The organism is Streptosporangium jomthongense (assembly GCF_042650425.1).
Classification (GTDB): domain Bacteria; phylum Actinomycetota; class Actinomycetes; order Streptosporangiales; family Streptosporangiaceae; genus Streptosporangium.
The window spans coordinates 113748-130448 of the sequence record NZ_JBHSBC010000048.1 but is presented as its reverse complement, the minus strand read 5'-3'; the positions used below and the strand labels follow the sequence as shown (position 1 = coordinate 130448).

Sequence of the window (16701 nt, the reverse complement as noted above, 5' to 3'; positions counted from 1 at the left end):
GGCCGCGGTGAGCGGCCTCCGGTTCCGGTCAGCACGGACACGAACGGTAGGAAATCAGTGACCTCATAAGGAGGACGACAGTGCGCACTGTGATTCACACTGATGGTGTCGCGCCCGCCGAGCGGTTCGAATACTGGCGGCATCTGGTCTCCCAGACGCTGCTGCCGCTGGAGGTCGTCAGCGAGTCTCCCGCCGACTTCCACGGGGAGATGCGCAGCATGGATTTCGGTGCCGTCCACATCTCCAAGGTCAGTTGCTCGGATATATGGACGCATCGCACTATGAAACACATCCGGCAGTCCGAACCGGAACTGCTCCAGGTAGCGATTCCCCTCCGTGGCCACGGCGCGGTGGTGCAGGGCCGCGAGCACGTCGCCATGGGCCCGTCGAACATCGTGGTCTACAACAGCTGGAACCCGTACTCCGTACTGACGACGGGCGACGACGAGAGCACGATCCAGGGCATCTTCGCCATGGTCCCCCGCACGATGCTTCACCTGCCCGAAACCATGTCCGAACGGTGCACCCCCTGGGTCTTCTCCAGCAGGGAGGGGGTTGGCGCGTTACTCCTGGGATTCCTCGGCCGGCTCGTCACCGACGCCGACCGGTTCCAGCACGGGGAGGTCACCCGTCTCGGCGTGACCGTGCTCGATCTGCTGACGATGCTGCTCGCCGGGGAGAAGGGCACGACGCCCCCTCCCGACACCAGGCAACGCGTGCTGCTGGCGCGGATACACGCCTTCATCCATCGGCGGCTGGCCGATCCCGCGCTCTCGCCGGAGACCATCGCCGCGGCGCACAACATCTCCGTCCGGGCCCTGCACCGGCTCTTCCTGACCGAGGAACGCACGGTCGCCGCCTGGATCCGCGCTCTACGGCTGGACCACTGCCGCCGTGACCTGGCCAATCCCCAGCTCGAAGGCAGACCGGCCCACGCGGTCGCGGCCCGGTGGGGACTCACCGACGCCGCTCATTTCACCCGCGCCTTCCGCACCGCCTACGGCATCACCCCCCAGGCGTACCGGCGCCTGCACATCTCCGGTCGCGCACGGGCCTGACACTCACGGATAACGACCTGGCGCGTAGACGCAATGCCGTCAGAAGCGCACGCGGTTCACTCTTGTCCTGCGGCGGGCACCACGGACGACCGGCCCAACGGTCTCCTGCCTCCCGTGTCACGCCACACCCGCATCGGTGAGATCCCCGAACGCGGCCGTGAAGAGCGCCCTAGGAAGACGGCCGGGGACCTTCCGCGGAAGGCGTCGCAACCTCTCCACCAACGAAAGGACGACTGTCCATGCGTGCCATCACATCGGCAAGGCGTACGGCGCGGCCCCTGGCCGTGCTGTCGGGCGCCGCGCTGGCTCTGTTCCTCACCGCCCAGGGGGCAGGGGCCACGACCTCGCCCGACGATCCCACGAACGTGACTCCTTCCGGAGACTCCAAGAGCGTGACCCCGCCAGAGAACTTCGCGAACGCGACCCCGCCCGAGGCGCAGGCGGCCTTCGCCGAGCAGGGCAGGGCCGCGGGGCTGACCGAGGAACAGATCACCACACTGCAGAACAGCGCGAACCTCTACCTGTCCACGCTGGGAGGCAGACAGGTGGCTCTCAACAAGGTCGTCGTCGACGGGAAGGCGGACGTGTTCATCGCCCTCCCCGACGAGGACGCTCCCCGTGACCTGTCCCCCGAGGCCGGGCTCGTCTCCGCCAGTGGTTGCGCCGGCGGCAAGGCGGCCTACGGGCACTTCTGCGCGTGGCGGGAGCCCGGTTTCAGGGGCACCACGATCGACATGTACAGCTGCGGCAGATACCCCATCTCCCTCGTCGGCAACGGGTCCTGGGACAACAACCAGACGAAGGGCACGAGAGCGCGGATGTACAACAAGAGCGGCAAGCTCATCTACACCACCCCGCCGGCCCACAGCAGGGACAGCAGCGGCGACTGGACCCCTGTGCACAGCGTCAGGAACTGCTAGCGGGGTGACCCGGCTCAGTCGCGACGTCCCGTAGGGCGTCCAGAAGGGGGACGAGCAGGGGATGGTGCTCCGCGCCTCGCCGTACGGCGGCGAAGACACGGCGTTCGGGGCCCGAGACCGGGCGGACCGCCACCCCCGACAGGTCGGGGCCGCGCAGCGCCAGGCGCGGCACCATCGCCACCCCCGCCCCGGCGGCGGCCAGCGCCACGACGGCGCTGAAATCGTCCGAGGAGTGCGCGAACTCGGGGGTGAAACCCGCGTGCTCACAGGCCAGTGCGATCACGTCGTGGCAGGGATTGCCGGGGTAGGGGCCGATCCAGGTCTCGCCGTGCAGGTCGGCCACCGTCACCTCCTGCCCCGCCAGCGGGTGCTCGCGGGGCAGGACCACGTCGAACGGCTCCGAGTAGAGCGGGATGCGTGAGAGCCTGCGGTCGGTCTCCGCCGGGGCACCCCGGTACTCGACCGCGACCGCGAGATCGACCGCGCCGTCCAGGACCATGGTGAGGCTCTGGTCCCCCTCCGCGTCCAGGACGCGCACCCGGATGCCGGGCTCCTTGTCCTTGAGCCTGCCGACGGCCGGGGCGACGAGCAGGCCGATGGCGGTGGCGAAGGAGGCCACCGTCACCTCCCCGGCCGTGCCCGCGGTGTAGGCGGCGATGTCGGCGTCCGCCCGCTCCAGCTGGGCGAGCACCTCGTTGGCGTGACCCAGCAGGATGCGGCCGACGGCGGTCAGTCGTACGCCCCGGCCGTCGCGTTCCAGCAGCCGGTGGCCGACCTCGTGTTCGAGGGCGATGAGCTGCTGGGAGACGGCCGAGGGGGTGAGGTGCAGCGCGGCGGCAGCGGCGGTGACCGTCCGGTGGTCGGCCACCGCACGCAGGGTCCTGAGCCGTCGCGTGTCTATCACCTGCCCATTTTCGCCGGAATTATTTACAGACGGGTACAAACAGGGGTTGTTTCCGGCCCGCCGGCGGTTATCCACAGGTTGACTTTCGGCGATGGGAGCACCCTCCGGGGGTGGATAACGTTGCCGGGATGGCTACGGGGACAGGGGGAAAGACGCTCACGGCGGTGCTGCTGTGGGCGTCGTTGGCCGTGCCGGTGCTGCTGGCCGGGTTCACCTCAAGGACGGCCCATCCCCTCGCGTGGTGGGGGGCGTTCACCTGCCTGGCGGTGATCGGCGCCGGGGTGGCGCTCGGCCGTGCCCGGCCGCTGGCGGCGATGCTGCTGGGGTCGGGGCTGTGGCTGGTCGAGGCGACACGCGGCAACCCGTTCACGGTGCTGGCGGCGATGGCGGTGTTCGCCTACCTCGCCGGGGTCCGGATGGACAGGGCCGGTCAGGCGGTGGCCGCGCTCGGCGGGCTGCTGGTCCTGGCGGGGACGGTGACACCGCTGGTCAGCGACGCGGGAGCCGGGTTCGTCGCGGTCTCGGGCGCCGTGCTGGGCGCGGTCGTGCCGTGGCTGGCGGGACGCGCCCGCAGGCAGTACCTACTGTTGGCGAGGGAGGGCTGGGAACGGGCCGAGGAGCTCGAACGCGCCCAGCGGCTCATCGCCGAGCAGGCCAGGGCCCGCGAGCGCACCCGCATCGCCGGTGACATGCACGACCTGCTCGGGCACGAACTCGGGCTGGTCGCGCTGCGGATCGGTGGGCTTGAGGTGGCTCCCGGCCTCGACGAGCGCTACCGGCTGGCGGCGGGCGAGGCGCGCAGGGCGGTCACGGCCGCCTCGGAGCGGCTGCAGGAGATCGTGGACATGCTGCACCACGACACCGGGACCGTCCAGGAGGAGGGCGTCCCCGAGCTGGTCGAGCGGGCTCGGGCCGCGGGCATGCGGGTCGAGCTGAGGACCATGGGTGACGGCCCCCTCCCCAACGGCTCCCGCCCGGACGGCCCTCCCCCAGACGGCCCTCTCTCCGGCGGCTCTCTCCCGTCGGCCATGGCCGAGCGGGCGTTGCGGCGGGTGGTGCAGGAGGGCCTGACCAACTCCGCCAAGCACGCCCCCGGTGCCCCGGTCATCGTGACGGTCGAGCACCTGGCCACGGAGACCGTGGTCACGGTGACCACGGGTCCGGCACGCCGCCCCCAGGACCGCGCGTCCGGTGGACACGGGCTCGAAGGGCTCAGGGAGCGGGTCCGGCTGTGCGGCGGCTCCCTGCGGGCGGGGCCGAAGAACGAGGGGTTCGGGAGGTTCGGGGAGCCGGCAAGGGGCGTGGGGCTCGGGAGAGGGGCCGGCCGGGAGCCCGGAGAGGGAGCGGGCATCGAACCGGCCGGGGAACCCGGCGAGGGGTTCGAGCTGAGCGCGCGCCTGCCCCACGCACCGGGACAGATCGCCGAGCCGGGGCCGGTCTCGGTCTCGGCGACCCATCTGGCCAGGGCACGGCTCAGGGCACGCCGCACGCGCGTCACCGCGGTCGCCACCGCCGTCACCGCCGTCACGGTGGTCACCCTGGTGGTGGTGGCCTTCATGATCTACGACGCCGCGTCCTCGGTGCTGACCCCCGAAGATTTCCAGCGACTGCGTCCCGGCCAGGACCAGACGGCCGTGGCGCGGGTGCTGCCCGGCCGTTCCCGCATCGACGGGCCGGTGCCCGGCGAATCGGCCAGGCCACGGGGGGCGGACTGCCGTTACTACGGCACCCACGCCAACCCCTTCGACGCCTCGCACCGTGAGCTGTTCCGGCTGTGTTTCGCGGGCGGGCGCCTGGTGAGCAAGGATTTCCTGCCCGCGAACCGGAGCCCGTAGAAGCCACACGAGGGGTTCCGCAGGGCCGCGTGAGGGTCCTGCGGGGACACGTGTGATGTCCGTGGGCTTCCGCGGGGCCGTGTGAGATCCGTGGGCTCGCATGAGGGTTCCGCGGGGCCATGTGAGGTGAAGAGGCCCACGGGTTCTCGTACGGAAGTTCGACAGGGCCGGGTGAGAGGGGGACGACGGTGGTGCGAGTGGTGCTGGCCGACGACGAGGCGGTGGTCCGCGCCGGGGTGCGGATGATCCTGTCGGCCGATCCGGAGATCGAGGTGGTCGCCGAGGCCGCCGACGGGCGGGAGCTGGTCGAGGCGGTGCGTGCCCACCGGCCGGACGTGGCGCTGGTCGACATCCGCATGCCGCGCCTGGACGGCCTGGCCGCCACCGCCGAACTGCGTGCCGTGGCACCCGCGACGGCAGTGCTGATCATGACCACGTTCAGCAAGGACTCCTACGTCTCCCGCGCCCTCGCCGACGGCGCCACCGGCTTCCTGCTCAAGACCGGAGACCCGAGGGAGTTCCTGCTCGGGGTCCGGGCGGTGGCCGGGGGCGGCGCCTACCTCTCACCCAGCGTGGCGGCCCGGGTCATCAGGGAACTGACCGGTGACGACCTGTCCAGGACGGCGCAGGCCCGTGACCGGGTCGCTGTGCTGACCAACCGTGAACGGGAGGTGCTCGCGCTGATCGGCGCCGGGCTGTCCAACGCGGAGATCGCCCGCCGTCTCCACCTGGCCGAGGGCAGCGTCAAGACCTACACCAGCATGATCCTGGGCCGCCTGGGCGTGCGCAACCGAGTCCAGGCCGCGGTCGTCGCCCACGACGCCCGGCTGGTGCGCCGCGAGTGAGAGCGACCCAGGTCAGAAGCGTGATCATCCGGCCGGGTGTGGGCGACCCGGGCCGGAAGCGTGACCACCGGCTGGGTGATGGCGACCCCAGCGGGAAGCGGGCCTCGGGTGTGGTCATCCGGTACGGCGGGCGGCCCGCGAGCGGGAGCGACCCGGGCCGGAGTGAGCCTCAGGTGTGAGACCGCCGGGGGCGAGCAGCAGCGGGCGCAGCGCCGCCAGTCCGCGCAGCCGTTCGACCAGCGCGGTCGCGGGACCGCTGAGCGCGAGCACCACGACCGGCGCCAGCACCCCGCCGAGCAGCAGCCCCACCACCACGTCATGCGGATAGTGCGCGCCGACGAAAACCCGTGACGCCCCGCCCAGCAGCGCCAGCACCACCACGTACGGCGCCAGCGCCCGCCAGGCGAGCACCAGCCCGGCCGCCGCTCCGGCCGCGAGCGTCGCGTGGTTGCTCGGCAGGGACCAGTCCCCGTACGGCGGGCACGGCACGATCGTGGGCACCCCACGCAGCGCCCGGCACGGCCGATCCTCCCGCAGCACCACCTTGACGACCTCGCTGACCACGTAGGCGGCCACCGTACCCACCGGGCCGAGCAGCGCCAGCGCCATCATCCCGGCGGAGCCTCTCCTGGCCCGCCACCACGCCCACAGGTACAGCACGGCGAACACCACGAGCATCCCGTCGGTGCCCGTCTCCGCCAGCCCCCGAAACCACTCCGGCGTTCTCGCCGCGAGTTCCACGACGTCCCGATACAGTCCGTCATCCATGGCCCCTCCGCATACCCCCTGGTCAACGACCTTACGAAGGTAGGAATCAGGGGATATGGCACACAGCCGCCGATCGTCGCCGGTGTGCGTTGACTTTCGTCAACCGTCAGGAACCTGCGGCGACCGTCGGTCAACCGTCAGGGCCGGGAGAGGTCACCTCCTGGCCGCGACGAACGCCTCCACGGCACGGTCCACGTCGTCGAGCGAGTGGGCCGCGGACAACTGGACCCGGATGCGGGCCTTGCCGTGCGGTACGACGGGGTAGGAGAAGCCGATCACGTAGACGCCCTGTTCGAGCAGCCGCTCGGCCATGGCGCCCGCCTCGGCCGCGTCGCCGATCATGACCGGGACGATGGGGTGGTCGCCGGGCAGCAGGTCGAACCCGGCCTCGGTCATCCGGGTACGGAACCGCTCGGTGTTGGCGCGCAGCCGTACCCGGGCGTCGTCGGAGGTGCTGATCAGGTCGAGGACGCGCAACGAGGCGGCGGCGATGGCCGGGGCGAGCGAGTTGGAGAACAGGTAGGGGCGGGACCGCTGGCGCAGCAGCTCGCAGATCTCCCTGCGCGCCGAGACGTAGCCGCCGCTGGCGCCGCCGAGCGCCTTGCCGAGGGTGCCGGTGATGATGTCCACGCGGTCCATGACGCCGTGCAGCTCGGGGGTGCCCCGGCCGCCGGCGCCGACGAAGCCGACCGCGTGCGAGTCGTCGACCATCACCATGGCCTCGTACCGCTCGGCCAGCTCGCAGATCTCACGCAGCGGCGCGACGTAGCCGTCCATGGAGAACACACCGTCGGTGACGACCAGCCTGCGCCGGGCGTCCGAGGCCTCCTTGAGCCTGGCTTCGAGGTCGGCCATGTCACGGTTGGCGTAGCGCAGGCGGCGGGCCTTGCTCAGCCGGATGCCGTCGATGATGCTCGCGTGGTTGAGCGCGTCGGAGATCACCGCGTCCCGTTCGTCGAGCAGCGTCTCGAAGACCCCGCCGTTGGCGTCGAAACAGGAGCTGTACAGGACCGTGTCCTCCTGGCCGAGGAAGCCGGCCAGCCGTGCCTCAAGCTGCTTGTGCACCTCCTGGGTGCCGCAGATGAAACGCACCGAGGCCATGCCGAAGCCCCAGCGGTCGAGTGCCTCCCTGGCCGCGTTGACCACTTCGGGGTGGTCGGCCAGGCCGAGGTAGTTGTTGGCGCAGAAGTTCAGAACCTCGCCGCCTCCGGCGACGGCGATGTCCGCCCGCTGGGGGGTGGTGATGACCCGCTCGGGCTTGAGCAGCCCGGCGGCGGCGATCTCGTCGAGGGTGTCACGCAGGTCGGCGCGGACGTTGTCGAACATCAGGCGGTCCAATCCATGATGACTTTTCCGGTCTTGCCACTCGCCGCGGTGTCGAAGGCCGCGTCGAAGTCGCGGTGGGAGAAGCGGTCGGTGATGACGGGGGACAGGTCAAGCCCCTTCTCCAGGAGAACCGACATGGAGTACCACGTCTCGTACATCTCTCTGCCGTAGATGCCCTTGATGGTGAGCATCGAGGTGACGACGGTCGAGAAGTCGACCGCGAACTCCTCGGCGGGCAGGCCGAGCATGGCGATCCTGCCGCCGTGCGTCATGTTGGCGATCATGTCACGGAGCGCCCTCGGGTTCCCGGACATCTCCAGGCCGACGTCGAAGCCCTCGCGCAGGCCCAGTTCGTGCATGCCGTCCGCGATGGAACGTTCCGCCACGTTCAGCGCGAGGTTCACCCCCAGCTTGCCCGCCAGCTCCAGCCGTTCGGGGCTGACGTCGGTGACGACCACGTTGCGGGCCCCGATGTGCGTGGCGACCGCGGCGGCCATCAGCCCGATCGGCCCGGCCCCGGTGATCAGCACGTCCTCGCCGACCATCGGGAAGGTCAACGCGGTGTGTACGGCGTTGCCGAACGGATCGAAGATCGCCGCCACGTCCGGGTCGACCGGGGTCCTGTGCACCCAGACGTTGGACGCGGGAAGCGTCAGGTACTCGGCGAAGGCGCCGTCACGGTTGACCCCGAGGCCGACCGTGTTGCGGCACAGGTGCCGCCGCCCGGCCATGCAGTTACGGCACTTGCCGCAGACCAGGTGCCCCTCCCCGCTGACCAGGTCGCCGACCGCGACGTCCTCGACGCCGGGCGCCACCTCGACGACCTCGCCGCAGAACTCGTGCCCGACGATCAGCGGGGGCCGCAGGGTGTGCCTTGCCCAGGCGTCGAAATCACGGATGTGCAGGTCGGTGCCGCAGATGCCGGTACGCAGCACCCTGATCAGCACCTCACCCGCGCCCATGACCGGCTCGGGCACATCGGCCAGCCGAAGTCCGGGCTCCGCCCTCTCCTTGACCAGCGCTTTCATAGAAGATCCCCCCTCAGCTTCCGACCCTACGCACTGTGCCGGGCCGGTTCTTGAGGTGTCCATCGCGGTTTTCTTAACCCGTCCCACAGCATTGCTTCATGCTTGTGCCGAGCTGGGCTTTTCCTCCGCGACCGAGGGGATCTTCCAGGGATCTAGCGTTCGGCTCTGTCCCGGTTCCTCGTCTCCAGGGGGTCGGGCATCGCAGGCGCGCCGGGGCCGATCTGGCGGGGGCCGATGTCGCTCTCCGCGGCCTCGGCGACCGCCTCCGCGGCGGCCTGCTCGGCCTGGGCGGTCTCCCTCTCGGTCGCCTCCTTGGCGGCCTCGTCGATCGCGGGGGTCTCCCTGGTCGCGCTCGACCGGGGCAGCGACTCGGTGAAGGCCTTCGACACACCCTGGAGCGCGGAGGTGACCTCGCTGGGAATCACCCAGAACGTGTTGCCCTGGCCCTTGGCCAGCTCGGGCAGCACCTGGAGGTACTGGTAGGCCAGCAGCTTGGGGTCGGGGTCGTTGCGGTGGACGGCCTGGAAGACCTCGTCGATCGCCTGGGACTGGCCCTGGGCCTTGAGGATCGCGGCGCTGCGCTCACCCTCGGCGCGCAGGATCGCGCTCTGCTTGTCACCCTCGGCGGTGAGGATCTGGGACTGGCGCTGTCCCTCGGCGGTGAGGATCGCGGCGCGCTTGTCCCGTTCGGCGCGCATCTGCTTCTCCATCGCCTCCTTGATGGTCTTGGGCGGGTCGATCGCCTTGATCTCGACCCGGTTCACCCTGATGCCCCACTTGCCGGTCGCCTCGTCCAGCACGCCGCGCAACTGGCTGTTGATCGTGTCGCGGGAGGTGAGAGTCATCTCCAGGTCGAGTGAGCCGACGACGTTGCGCAGGGTGGTGACCGTGAGCTGCTCGACGGCCTGGATGTAGTCGGCGATCTCGTAGGCGGCCGCCCTCGGGTCGGTCACCTGGAAGTACAGCACCGTGTCGATCTCGACGACGAGGTTGTCCTCGGTGATCACCGGCTGCGGACGGAAGGAGACCACCTGCTCACGCAGGTCGATCATCGGGTAGACGCGGTCGATGTAGGGGATCACGAAGTTCAGGCCGGGCTTGAGCGTGGTCTGGTAGCGGCCGAGCCGCTCCACGTTGCGTGCCCGGGACTGGGGGACGATGCGCACCGCGCGCAACACCGTGAACACGGCGAACAGCACGACGAGCAGTCCGGCGATCAGCAGCGGGTCCATGTGGTCACCTGTCGTCTACGAGTTGGAGGTCTCGTCCTTCGGGGCGGGAAGGGAGGCTGGAACGGCAGGGCATGCCGTTGTCGCGCGGGGAGGCTCGCCGCCGGGCGGGCCTGAGAACCGTGAACCTCAATGTGACCTCCTTTTCGTGGAGTCCCCGCTTTGCGGCGGGAGGATGTCAATCCCGGGGATAGACGAGCGCTGTGGCGCCCTCGATCTCGATGACGTCGACGACGGCTCCCGCCGGGATCACCAGCGTCTCGTCGTACGCTCTCGCGGACCATTCCTCGCCGCCGATCCTGACCCGGCCGTCCCTGCCGGTCACCTCGCTCAGGGCGTAGGCGGACTTGCCGACCAGGGCCTGGACGCCGAACCGTCTGTCGGCGGGCGGCGGTTTGAGGTGGCGTCTGGCGATGGGCCGTACCACGACCATTCCCGCCACCGTGGTGACCGCGAACACCAGGAACTGAAGGGGAAGCGGCAGGCCGAGGGCGGCGGTGACGGAGGTGATCAGCGCGGCGCCGCCGAGCAGCCCGAGGGCGGTGGTCAGCGTGAAGATCTCAGCGACGCCGAGCGCCACCGCGAGAATCAACCAGATGACCCAGTAATCCATCTCCGGCCCTCCTTAATAATGAACGGCTCGGATGTCCAGGAGGTTCCCTTCCCTACGGTATGCCGATATTTGAAACCCGGTAGTCATTCTGCGGGGGTGTTTCGCCGCGTCTCGATGCCGTCGAGCAGACAGTCAAGTCCGATGGTGAAGGCCGTGTCCCAGTCCTTGCCGATCGGCGGGCCGTACTCGGCGAGGGTGGGGTAACGCTCACGACGCGTCCGCAGGTGCTCCTCGGCCGCCTCCCGCGCCGCCCTCTCGTCCCGCGCGAGCCAGGTGGCCTGCATCAGCGCCGAGCCGATGACGTAGTTGGACAGGCCGTACGCCGCGGCGGACAGGTGTGGTTCGGTGAAGCCCGCGGCGACCAGTGTGGCGTGCAGGAACTCGGCGCGGTCCAGGACGTTCGGCCCCATGAGGGGGCGGCCGAGCAGGGCCGCCGACCAGGGATGGCGTAGCAGCGCGGCACGCCACCCGCCGATCAGGGCCGTGACGTCCGCGCGCCACCGGTCCGCCCCGCCGCCCGAGGGCAGCCCGACGTCGCCGAAGATCGCGTCGAGGGCGAGGTCGAGCACGTCGTCCTTGGTCCTGACGTGCCAGTACAGCGTGGTCGAGCCGGTGCCGAGGCGCTCGGCGAGCCGCCGCATGGTCAGCCGCTCCGCCCCCTCCTCGTCCAGCAGCGCGACCGCCTCGGTCACGATGCGCTCCCTGCTGAGCGGAGGAGCCTCCCTCCTGGCCCGCGCCGGCCGGAACCACACCTCCCCGGCCCCTTGCCGAGCCGTACGGGATGCCCTCACCTCTTCGTCGTCCACACGACCAAGTCTAGTATGGTGATCGACCACTGGATCAACGGTCCAGTAACTCGATCGTTGGTCTAGGGGGGAGGAGGGGTCGTGGGGCATGTCGAGGTTGAGCGGGTCGGGTATCGGTTGCCGGATGGGCGGGTGTTGCTCGACGAGGTGTCCTTCCGGGTCGGTGAGGGCGTCAAGGCCGGGCTCGTCGGCCCCAACGGGGCGGGGAAGACCACGCTGTTGAAGCTGGTCGCCGGTGACCTGCGGCCCGACTCCGGGCGGGTGGTCCACTCGGGTGGCCTGGGGGTGATGCGACAGTTCATCGGTGGGGTCGGGGACGACAGGACGGCGGGCGACCTCCTGCTGTCCGTCGCCCCCGACCCGATCCGTACGGCCGTCGCCACCCTGCGGGACGCCGAGGCCGTACTGGCCGCGCGGGACGACGAGCCCGCCCAGCTCGGCTACGCGCAGGCGCTCGCCGACTACGGCGACGCGGGCGGCTACGACATGGAGGTCGTCTGGGACACCTGCGCGACGGAGGCCGTCGGCGTGCCGTACGAGGAGCTTCGCGACCGGCCGGTGAACACCCTGTCGGGCGGCGAGCAGAAAAGGCTCGTCCTTGAGGCGCTGCTGCGCGGTCCCGACCAGGTCCTGCTGCTCGACGAGCCGGACAACTACCTGGACGTCCCGGCCAAGCAGTGGCTGGAACGGCGCCTGCTGGAGACCGCCAAGACCGTCCTGCTCGTCTCGCACGACCGGCGGCTGCTGGCCACCGTCACCGACCGGGTCGTCACCGTCGAGTCGCGCCGGGTCTGGGTGCACGGCGGCGGGTTCGCCACCTACGCCCAGGGGCGTTCCGCCCGGGTCGAGCGGCTCGACGAACTGCGCCGCCGCTGGGACGAGGAGCACGCCAGGCTCAGGCACACCGTGTACACCCTGCGGCAGGGCGCGACCGCCAACGACGCGCTCGCCTCCGCCTACCGGGCCGCCCGCACGCGGCTCGTCAGGTTCGAGGAGGCGGGGCCACCGGAGGCGGCGCCCAGGGCGCAGAACATCCGGATGAGGCTGCGGGGCGGACGCACCGGCAAACGGGCGGTCCTGTGCGAGAACCTCGAACTGACCGGCCTGATGCGGTCCTTCGACACCGAGATCTGGTACGGCGAGCGCGTGGCCGTCCTGGGTTCGAACGGCTCGGGCAAGTCCCACTTCCTCAGGCTCCTGGCCCAGGCGGCGGACGGGGCGACCCCCTCCGTGCGCCACACGGGGACGGTGCGGCTGGGGGCGCGGGTCGTTCCCGGGCATTTCACCCAGACCGACGTCCGTCCCGACCTCTACGGCCGTACGCCCGCGGAACTGATCACCACCGGGCACGCGCTGACCCTGAACGAGGCCATGGCCGCCCTCGCCCGCTACGAACTGGCCCCGGCGGGTGCCAGGCCGTTCGAGACGCTCTCCGGCGGGCAGCAGGCCAGGCTGCAGATCCTGCTGCTCGAACTGTCGGGGGCGACCCTGCTGCTGCTCGACGAGCCGACCGACAACCTCGACCTGGCCAGTGCCGAGGCGCTCCAGGAGGGGCTCGACGCCTTCGACGGGACCGTGCTGGCCGTCACCCACGACCGCTGGTTCGCCGACGACTTCGACCGCTACCTGGTCTTCGGCGCGGACGGGCGGGTCCGCGAGTCGGCGGAGCCGGTGTGGGACGAGGGACGGGTCCGCTGAACCCGGCCCCTCGGACGGCTCGGCCGGGCCTCCGAAAGTGGAGGCTCCTGGTTTCTCGACCCCCCTTCAATTACTCTTTGTGGCCAGTCAACAACAAGGAGTGATCAGCTTGCGACGTGCAATGTCCACTACTCTGGGCGCTCTTGCCGCCTGTGCCGCACTCGTCCTGGCCACCCCGGGCCTGGCCTCTGCCGCGTCCGGAACCTTCGAGTACACCTCCGCCGGACTCCCGAACTCCTTGCTCACGCCGAAGGACAACCTCTGCTACGGCGTCGGTTACTCCGCCGGGGCCACCAACAAGACCAACCGTGACGCGCTGCTGTACGAGGGAAACAGCTGCCACGGCAGGGTCATCAAGGAACTCTCCCCGGGAAGCTCGACGGACACCCGGTTCGAGAGCGTGAAGTTCGTACACTGACCCGGCTGATGCCCGTGCCGTGCTCGTCGGAGCCGGTGTGGTTCGAGGGACGGATCCGCTGACCCGTCCCTCGAACCAGGAGCGACTCAGCGGGCGGGCAGGACGGTGCCGGAGACCTCGCCGAGGGTGATCACGGTGCCGCCGGGGCCGGGGGCCGTCGCGGTGATCGTGACCGTGTCGCCGTCCTCAAGGAAGGTCTTCGACGAGCCGTCGGGCAGCTTGAGCGGTTCCGTGCCGTTCCAGGTCAGCTCGATCAGCGATCCCCGCTGGTCGGGGTCGGCGCCGGAGACCGTGCCGCTGGCGTACAGGTCGCCGGTGCGCAGGCTCGCGCCGTTGACCGTCATGTGGGCGAGCATCTGGTCGGGCGTCCAGTACATCCCCCGGTACGGCGGTCGCGAGACGACCTCCCCGTTCAGCGCGACCTCCAGCGTCAGGTCCAGCCCCCACGGCTCGTCCCTGCGCAGGTAGTCAAGCGGCTCGGGATCCTGCGCGACACCGGGGGTCCGCGCCTCCGACAGCGCGTCCAGCGGCGTGATCCACGGGGAGACCGAGGTGGCGAAGGACTTGCCGAGGAAGGGGCCGAGCGGGACGTACTCCCAGGCCTGGATGTCCCTGGCACTCCAGTCGTTGACCAGCGTCACCCCGAAGACGTGGTCGGCGAACCGGCCCGACCGCTCGCCGAGGGCGGTCGGCGTGCCGACGACGAACCCCAGCTCCGCCTCGATGTCCAGCTTCGCCGACGGCCCGAACACCCCCGCGCCACGCTGTCCCGACGGCCTGACGACCGGGGTGCCGGAGACGACGACGGTTCCCGCCCTGCCGTGGTAGCCGACGGGCAGGTGGCGCCAGTTCGGCTTCAGCGGCTCCTCGTTCGGCCGGAACATCCGGCCCAGGTTGGAGGCGTGTTCGAGGGAGCAGTAGAAGTCGACGTAGTCGGCCACCTCGAACGGCAGGTGCAGCCTGACCTGGTCGAGCGGGACCAGGTGCGCCTCGACGGCGCCGGGGTCGGTGCGCAGCTTGTTCTGGAGCACCGTCCTGGTGTCCCGCCACGCGGCCGAGCCCCTGGCCATGAAGGCGTTGAGCGAGCCGGTGGCGAACACCTCGTCGTGCAGGACTCCGGCGAGATCCACGACGTGCTCGCCGTAGCGCACCCCGACGCGCGGGGCCTCCCCCTCGTGCCGGGAGAAGACCCCGTAGGGCAGGTGTTCGACACCCCAGGACATCACACGTTCTCCTCTACTGCGTTCTCGATGAGCCCCAAGGCTCGCAGGTCCTCGATCGGCGTGCTCGTGCTGCACGAACCGTAGGAGACCAGCAGCTGCCTGGCGCGGGTCGCGACGTCCTCGGAGACCTCGCGGGCCAGCCGTACCAGCTCGCCCACGTCCGTCGAGCCCAGCACGGCGGCCGGGTCACGGCCGTCGACGGCGGCGCAGACCGCCAGGACCAGGTTGAGGAAGCCGTGCCGGTCGACGCCGAGCGCCGGGTCGAAGTGGCGCACCGCGTTGTGCAGTCCGGCCGTGGCCTTGAACGGGATGCCGCGTTCGACGCAGTGGGAGATGAACGCGCCCAGATCCTGGGCGGAGGGGAAGGCGGTGGCGACCGTCCCGCCGCACCTGACCTTGAGCCCCACCCCCTGTGGCGGGTCGAAGGGCAGCTGGGCCGGGGTGACCTCGACGAACAGCCGGGCCTTGAGGTCACCGAGGTCCACGACCCTCCCGGGGACCTCGACCAGCTCGACGTCGAGACCGTCGAGCGGCGGCAGGTCGGGGGTGTCCAGGACGAGACCGAGCCTGATCGGGTGGTCCAGGTGCTCGCGCAGCTCGCCGATCCGGCTGGCCGCGCACAGGAAACGGTGGGTCAGCACCGGGCTGCCCGCCGCGAGGTCCGCCCGGTGCCTGGCCAGGGCCCTGGCCATGGGCAGCGCGGTCGGCGGGAAGAGCCCGGCGTCGTCGACCAGGGCGTCGAAGAGCGTCACCGGGCCCACGTCCAGGCGTAGGCGGGGTCCTCGACGGACAGGCCGGTCGAGCCGAGGTCGAGGGGCCGGAAGGTGTCCACCATCACGGCCAGCTCGCTCGTCTGCGTGTGGCCCTGCCGTACGGCCTCGACGGAGGCCTCGACGGCGCCGGGCTGGGGGCCGTGGGTGAACCCGGCGGGGTGCAGCGAGATCGAGCCGACGTCGATGCCCGAGCCCTTGCGTGCGGTGTAGTCGCCGCCCGCGTAGAACATCAGCTCGTCGGAGTCCACGTTGTGGTGGTTGTAGGGGATCGGGATGGCCTCGGGGTGGAAGTCGAGGGGCCGGGGGCAGAACGAGCAGACCACGAAGTTCGGTCCCTCGAAGGTCTGGTGCACCGGCGGCGGGGCGTGGGTGCGCTTCACGACGGGTTCGAAGTCGCTGATGTTGAAGGCGTAGGGGTACAGGCAGCCGTCCCAGCCGACCACGTCGAAGGGGTGGTTGCGGTAGACGAGCCGGGTCAGCCCGCCGCGCGTGCGGACCAGCACCGGGACCTCCTCGCCCTCGGCGAGCATCGGCTCCTGCGGGGTGCGCAGGTCGCGCTCGGAGTAGGGGGCGTGTTCGAGGAACTGGCCGTACTTCGACAGGTAGCGCTTGGGCGGCCTGATGTGCCCGGCGGCCTCGATGACGAAGGCCGTGACGCGACCCTGGGGGACCCAGCGGTGGATCGTCCCGGTCGGCACGACGACGTAGTCGCCCTCCCCGGCTTCGAGCGCGCCGTAGGTGGACTCGAACGTGACCCGTCCCGAGGCGATGTAGACGCACTCGTCGCCCATGGAGTTGCGGTACAGCTCGCTGGGGGCCTCGGTCGCGGCGTACGACATGCGGACGTCGGCGTTGCCCGCCAGCAGGCCGCGCCCGGAGACCAGGTCACCGCCGGTCGGGAGGTCCTGGGTGCGGAAGTGCCTGGGGGAGAGCGGAAGGTTGGGGGTGAGCGTGGTGGAGGGGGAGTCCTCGACCGCCTCCGCCTTGATGATCGCCGTGGGCAGGTACCGGTGGTAGAGGAGTGAGGAGTCGCTGGAGAAGCCCTCCTCACCCATCAGCTCCTCGGCGTACAGCCCACCGTCGGGCCGCCGGAACTGCACGTGTCGCTTGCGGGGAATCTCACCCACGACGCGGTAGTACGGCATCCGCTTCTCCAAGCTCGTCCGTTTATCGGACATTGTTGTCCTTTATACGTACAACCTTCCGTCAACGAGTGAGCCGATGTCAAACATGGACTCCCGTGTCGAGGCGAAGTAC

Annotated in this window: 16 protein-coding genes; 6 read left to right on the top strand and 10 right to left on the bottom strand. The window is 70.4% G+C overall.

Features of this window, described 5'->3' with window-relative positions:
- The first annotated feature begins 80 nt into the window (after positions 1–80).
- Positions 81–1058, top strand: coding sequence for an AraC-like ligand-binding domain-containing protein (locus ACFOYY_RS36440; RefSeq protein ID WP_386195800.1), 978 nt, complete (start codon positions 81–83; stop codon positions 1056–1058).
- A gap of 239 nt (positions 1059–1297) precedes the next feature.
- Complete coding sequence (locus tag ACFOYY_RS36435) at positions 1298–1978, top strand: hypothetical protein (RefSeq protein WP_386195798.1); 681 nt, start codon at positions 1298–1300, stop codon at positions 1976–1978.
- Here the strand turns inward: ACFOYY_RS36435 and ACFOYY_RS36430 are convergent.
- Positions 1965–2882 (bottom strand): LysR family transcriptional regulator, encoded by a 918-nt coding sequence (locus ACFOYY_RS36430; RefSeq protein ID WP_352014265.1) that lies wholly within the window; start codon positions 2880–2882, stop codon positions 1965–1967. The two genes, ACFOYY_RS36435 and ACFOYY_RS36430, sit on opposite strands and share 14 nt — an antisense overlap.
- Before the next feature lie 128 nt (positions 2883–3010).
- On the opposite strand from ACFOYY_RS36430, the gene ACFOYY_RS36425 reads away from it, so the two are divergent.
- Together ACFOYY_RS36425 and ACFOYY_RS36420 are read left to right on the top strand one after the other, a co-directional pair.
- Positions 3011–4717 carry a sensor histidine kinase gene (locus ACFOYY_RS36425; RefSeq protein WP_386195796.1) on the top strand — a complete coding sequence of 569 codons (1707 nt, stop codon included), beginning with the start codon at positions 3011–3013 and terminating at the stop codon, positions 4715–4717.
- A gap of 188 nt (positions 4718–4905) precedes the next feature.
- The gene (locus ACFOYY_RS36420; protein ID WP_386195794.1) at positions 4906–5562 is read left to right on the top strand and encodes a response regulator; all 657 of its coding nucleotides are present in this window, start codon (positions 4906–4908) and stop codon (positions 5560–5562) included.
- A 114-nt stretch (positions 5563–5676) separates the two neighbouring features.
- On the opposite strand, the gene ACFOYY_RS36415 is transcribed toward ACFOYY_RS36420, so the two are convergent.
- The 6 genes from ACFOYY_RS36415 to ACFOYY_RS36390 all read right to left on the bottom strand — a co-directional run bounded on the left by ACFOYY_RS36415 (position 5677) and on the right by ACFOYY_RS36390 (position 11332).
- Positions 5677–6330: a phosphatase PAP2 family protein gene (locus ACFOYY_RS36415; protein WP_386195792.1), complete on the bottom strand. Its 654-nt coding sequence runs from the start codon at positions 6328–6330 to the stop codon at positions 5677–5679.
- Between the two features lie 153 nt (positions 6331–6483).
- Entirely contained in the window at positions 6484–7656 is a 1173-nt protein-coding gene (locus ACFOYY_RS36410; protein WP_386195790.1) for a glycine C-acetyltransferase, read from the bottom strand.
- Positions 7656–8684 (bottom strand): L-threonine 3-dehydrogenase, encoded by a 1029-nt coding sequence (gene tdh, locus ACFOYY_RS36405; protein WP_352014260.1) that lies wholly within the window; start codon positions 8682–8684, stop codon positions 7656–7658. The genes ACFOYY_RS36410 and tdh overlap by 1 nt, the downstream gene beginning before the upstream one ends.
- Before the next feature lie 152 nt (positions 8685–8836).
- The gene (locus ACFOYY_RS36400; protein WP_352014259.1) at positions 8837–9916 is read right to left on the bottom strand and encodes an SPFH domain-containing protein; all 1080 of its coding nucleotides are present in this window, start codon (positions 9914–9916) and stop codon (positions 8837–8839) included.
- A gap of 175 nt (positions 9917–10091) precedes the next feature.
- Positions 10092–10526, bottom strand: coding sequence for an NfeD family protein (locus ACFOYY_RS36395; RefSeq protein ID WP_352014258.1), 435 nt, complete (start codon positions 10524–10526; stop codon positions 10092–10094).
- Between the two features lie 83 nt (positions 10527–10609).
- Positions 10610–11332 (bottom strand): TetR/AcrR family transcriptional regulator C-terminal domain-containing protein, encoded by a 723-nt coding sequence (locus tag ACFOYY_RS36390; protein WP_386195787.1) that lies wholly within the window; start codon positions 11330–11332, stop codon positions 10610–10612.
- 81 nt (positions 11333–11413) lie between these two features.
- Between ACFOYY_RS36390 and ACFOYY_RS36385 the strand changes: the two genes are divergently transcribed.
- Both ACFOYY_RS36385 and ACFOYY_RS36380 read left to right on the top strand, forming a co-directional pair.
- Complete coding sequence (locus ACFOYY_RS36385; protein WP_386195786.1) at positions 11414–13030, top strand: ABC-F family ATP-binding cassette domain-containing protein; 1617 nt, start codon at positions 11414–11416, stop codon at positions 13028–13030.
- 121 nt (positions 13031–13151) lie between these two features.
- Positions 13152–13448 (top strand): hypothetical protein, encoded by a 297-nt coding sequence (locus ACFOYY_RS36380; RefSeq protein ID WP_386195784.1) that lies wholly within the window; start codon positions 13152–13154, stop codon positions 13446–13448.
- 86 nt (positions 13449–13534) lie between these two features.
- Here ACFOYY_RS36380 and fahA read toward each other — a convergent pair whose 3' ends face one another.
- Genes fahA through ACFOYY_RS36365 form a run of 3 tightly spaced genes read right to left on the bottom strand, consistent with a single transcriptional unit; the run spans position 13535 to position 16589 of the window.
- Positions 13535–14671: a fumarylacetoacetase gene (fahA, locus tag ACFOYY_RS36375; protein WP_386195782.1), complete on the bottom strand. Its 1137-nt coding sequence runs from the start codon at positions 14669–14671 to the stop codon at positions 13535–13537.
- Complete coding sequence (locus ACFOYY_RS36370) at positions 14671–15423, bottom strand: hypothetical protein (RefSeq protein ID WP_352014252.1); 753 nt, start codon at positions 15421–15423, stop codon at positions 14671–14673. The genes fahA and ACFOYY_RS36370 overlap by 1 nt, the downstream gene beginning before the upstream one ends.
- Entirely contained in the window at positions 15420–16589 is a 1170-nt protein-coding gene (locus tag ACFOYY_RS36365) for a homogentisate 1,2-dioxygenase (protein WP_386195880.1), read from the bottom strand. Before ACFOYY_RS36365 ends, ACFOYY_RS36370 begins: the two co-directional genes overlap by 4 nt.
- Between the last annotated feature and the right edge of the window lie 112 nt (positions 16590–16701).